3 protein-coding genes are annotated in these 1,844 nt (G+C 28.4%); all 3 read right to left on the reverse strand.

What is annotated here, in order from left to right:
* The coding region (gene fliR / locus VK998_RS05390) for a flagellar biosynthetic protein FliR (RefSeq protein WP_325226342.1) at window positions 1-713 on the reverse strand (713 nt) is incomplete at its 3' end.
* 13 nt (window positions 714-726) lie between these two features.
* Window positions 727-996 carry a flagellar biosynthesis protein FliQ gene (gene fliQ / locus VK998_RS05395; protein WP_325226344.1) on the reverse strand — a complete coding sequence of 90 codons (270 nt, stop codon included), beginning with the start codon at window positions 994-996 and terminating at the stop codon, window positions 727-729.
* Window positions 997-1,006: 10 nt separating this feature from the next.
* The gene (gene fliP / locus VK998_RS05400; protein ID WP_325226346.1) at window positions 1,007-1,753 is read right to left on the reverse strand and encodes a flagellar type III secretion system pore protein FliP; all 747 of its coding nucleotides are present in this window, start codon (window positions 1,751-1,753) and stop codon (window positions 1,007-1,009) included.
* Window positions 1,754-1,844 lie beyond the last annotated feature (91 nt).

The following is a 1,844-nucleotide window of genomic DNA, read 5'->3' on the forward strand; positions in this document are numbered from 1 at the left end:
GTTATTGAATAAAATATTGGTATAGATACACCAATTATTATTAATCCAATTAAAATTTTTAAAGGTAAACCTACAACAAAAACATTCATTTGAGGAATAGTTCTAGCTAAAATTCCTAATAATAAATCCGTTAAGAAGATTGTACCTACAATTGGTGCGCTTAATTTAAATCCGGTAATAAAAGACTGAGATAAAATATCTGTTAAAAAAAATCCTATTTCTATATTAAAAGCAAAACCTCCAATGGGGATAAATTCATAACTATCCATTAACCCATTTATAATACTATGATGGCCATTAATACTTAATAAAAGTAAAAAAGCTAATATGTAATAAAAATTTCCCATAACGGGAATTTGTACTCTATGCTGAGGATCAATAACATTTACCATACCAAAACCTATTTTCATATCGATAATTTGTCCCATTACATAGAAGGTAGAAAAAAAAGCATAACTGATAAATCCAATTATAAGGCCTACCATTAACTCTTTTACTACAAGAACTACAAAGGTTGTTTCTAAAATTACAAGGGAAATATCTAAAGATAGAGTTAAAAGTATTGATAATATAAATGAAAAACCAGCCTTCAAGGAGTTAGGCACATTCTGAGAACTAAAAAAGGGTGAAACTATAAATATTCCAGAAGTTCTAACTAGAACCAATAAAAAAGTTTCAAATTTATCTAATAATAAATCAAAGACAACTCCCATAATCAACACCTATCTATTGTATATACAAGTTAATATTAGTAAACAACCCTGTAGCAAATTGAGTTATAAATTTAAGTATCCAAGGTCCGAAAATAACTAAAGACAAAAGTACTGCTACAATTTTTGGGACAAAAGCCAATGTAGCTTCTTGGATTTGAGTTACAGCCTGTATAATACTTACTATCAAACCAACTGTTAAACTAAATATTAACATTGGTGCAGATACCATTAAAATAGTTCTAACAGCATCTTGAGCTAATTTTAATACATCTCCTTCGCTCATTTCATCACTCCTATTTAAAACCTAGTACCAAGGACTTAACTATTAAGTTCCACCCATCAACTAATACAAATAATAATATTTTAAAAGGTAAAGAGATTATTACTGGTGGTAACATCATCATACCCATTGACATTAATGTACTAGCCACAACCATATCTATTACTAGAAATGGAACATATATTACAAAACCAATTTGAAAAGCTGTTTTCAATTCGCTTATTATAAAAGCAGGTATCAATACATGATTAGGTATATCTTCAAGCCTGCTAACACCATCCATATTTTTCATATTTAAAAATAATCCTAAATCCTTGTCTCTAGTTTGTTTAAGCATAAATTCTCTTATAGGTTCTAATGCTCTTTCTAAAGCAATCTCTTGATTAATTTCTTCCCTTAAATAAGGTTGAATTGCTTCCTCATTGATTTGTGTACCTATTGGCGCCATTATAAAGAAAGTTAAAAACAAAGCTAGACCTATTATAACCTGATTAGGAGGTGTTTGTTGAAGTCCTAATGCATTCCTAATAAACGATAGTACTATAATCAATCTTGTAAAGCTTGTCATCATTATTAAAATAGATGGTGCCAAAGTAAGTATAGTCAACAGGAATACAATTCGTAATGAAAAAACGTAGTCCTCAGGTTGGTTACCAGCTAATCTATCCAATAAAGATGAATCTGGTTGAGCATATGAAACTTCACTTATTAAAATAGTTACTAAAACAACCAATAATAATATTTTAATCATTTTTTTCATTGTATTCGTCTTCCTTATCAATATCTTTAGTAGGTTTAACAAATATTTTTTTAATATTATTTTGAATATTGCTAAAATAATCATAATCCTT

The sequence above is a fragment of the Schnuerera sp. genome, from assembly GCF_035459645.1.
GTDB lineage: Bacteria > Bacillota > Clostridia > Tissierellales > Tepidimicrobiaceae > Schnuerera.

Bases quoted from the DNA above. Each gene is read 5' to 3' on its own strand.
- fliQ (WP_325226344.1), bottom strand. From the start codon at position 996: ATGAGCGAAGGAGATGTATTAAAATTAGCTCAAGATGCTGTTAGAACT.
- fliP (WP_325226346.1), bottom strand. From the start codon at position 1,753: ATGAAAAAAATGATTAAAATATTATTATTGGTTGTTTTAGTAACTATT.